Source organism: Ruegeria sp. H8 (genome assembly GCF_056532905.1).
This window is the reverse complement of record NZ_JBQFNY010000024.1, coordinates 1-1,774: the sequence shown is the minus strand read 5'-3', so window position 1 is coordinate 1,774 and position 1,774 is coordinate 1. Positions and strand designations below refer to the sequence as shown.

Sequence of the window (1,774 nt, the reverse complement as noted above, 5' to 3'; positions counted from 1 at the left end):
ACTCAGATGAAGATGACGACGGAAGAGGCGTTTGTTAAGGTTTTGCAGATGCACGGGATTGAGCATGCGTTCGGGATCATTGGATCTGCGATGATGCCGATCTCGGACTTGTTCCCGAAGGCCGGGATCATGTTCTGGGACTGTGCGCATGAAGGCAGCGCGGGGATGATGGCGGATGGCTACACCCGCGCGACCGGCAAGATGTCGATGATGATCGCGCAGAACGGCCCCGGCATCACCAACTTCGTGACCGCCGTGAAAACCGCCTATTGGAACCACACGCCGCTGCTGCTGGTCACCCCGCAGGCGGCGAACAAGACCATCGGTCAGGGCGGTTTCCAGGAAGTCGAGCAGATGAAGCTGTTCGAGGACATGGTCGCCTATCAGGAAGAGGTCCGCGACCCGACCCGCGTCACCGAGGTTCTGAACCGCGTGATCATGAAAGCCAAGCGCGCCAGCGCCCCGGCCCAGATCAACATCCCGCGTGACATGTGGACCCAGGTGGTCGATGTTGATCTGCCCGCCATCGTCGATTTCGAACGCCCTGCGGGCGGCGAAACCGCCGTGGCGCAGGCGGCCGAGCTGCTGTCGAACGCCAAGAATCCGGTGATCCTGAACGGTGCGGGCGTGGTTCTGTCCAAGGGCGGGATCGAGGCCTCGAAGGCGCTGGCCGAGCGACTGGATGCGCCGGTCTGCGTCGGCTATCAGCACAACGACGCCTTCCCCGGCAGCCACCCTCTGTTTGCCGGTCCTCTGGGCTACAACGGCTCGAAAGCCGGGATGGAGCTGATCAGCGAAGCCGATGTTGTTCTGTGCCTCGGCACCCGTCTGAACCCGTTCTCGACCCTGCCGGGCTATGGCATGGAATACTGGCCGGCCGAGGCCAAGATCATCCAGGTCGACATCAACCCCGACCGGATCGGCCTGACCAAGAAGGTCACCGTGGGCATCGTGGGTGACGCGGCCAAGGTGGCGACCGGCATCCTGAACCAGCTGAGCGATACCGCGGGCGACGAGGGCCGCGACGCGCGCAAGGCGAAGATCGCCGAGAAGAAGTCCCGCTGGGCCCAGCAGCTGAGCAGCATGGACCACGAGGATGATGATCCGGGCACCACCTGGAACCAGCGCGCCCGCGCGGCCAAGCCCGACTGGATGAGCCCCCGCATGGCCTGGCGCGCCATTCAGGCGGCGCTGCCGAAAGAGGCGATCATCAGCTCGGATATCGGCAACAACTGCGCCATCGGCAACGCCTATCCGTCCTTCGAGGCGGGCCGCAAATACCTGGCGCCGGGCCTGTTCGGGCCCTGTGGCTATGGCCTGCCGGCCATCGTCGGCGCCAAGATCGGCTGCCCGGACGTGCCGGTCGTGGGCTTTGCCGGTGACGGCGCCTTCGGCATCGCGGTGAACGAACTGACTGCGATCGGCCGCGAGGAATGGCCCGCCGTGACCCAGATCGTCTTCCGCAACTACCAGTGGGGCGCGGAAAAGCGCAACTCGACCCTGTGGTTCGATGACAACTTCGTCGGCACCGAACTGGACACCAAAGTGTCTTACGCCGGTATCGCGCAGGCCTGTGGCCTGAAAGGCGTCGTGGCCCGCACCCAGGACGAGCTGACCGCAGCGCTGAACCAGGCGATCGAGGACCAGAAGAACGGCATCACCACGCTGATCGAGGCCCTGATCAACCAGGAGCTCGGCGAACCCTTCCGCCGCGACGCAATGAAAAAACCCGTCGCCGTCGCAGGAATCTCGGCCGAAGACATGAAAGCTCAGG

At 64.2% G+C, this 1,774-nt stretch carries 1 protein-coding gene; it reads left to right on the top strand.

Features of this window, described 5'->3' with window-relative positions; translation table 11 throughout:
- Window positions 1–6: 6 nt before the first annotated feature.
- Window positions 7–1,774, top strand: a 1,768-nt coding sequence (gene xsc, locus ACR0A2_RS22165; protein ID WP_480837382.1) for a sulfoacetaldehyde acetyltransferase, incomplete at its 3' end; no start/stop codon positions are given.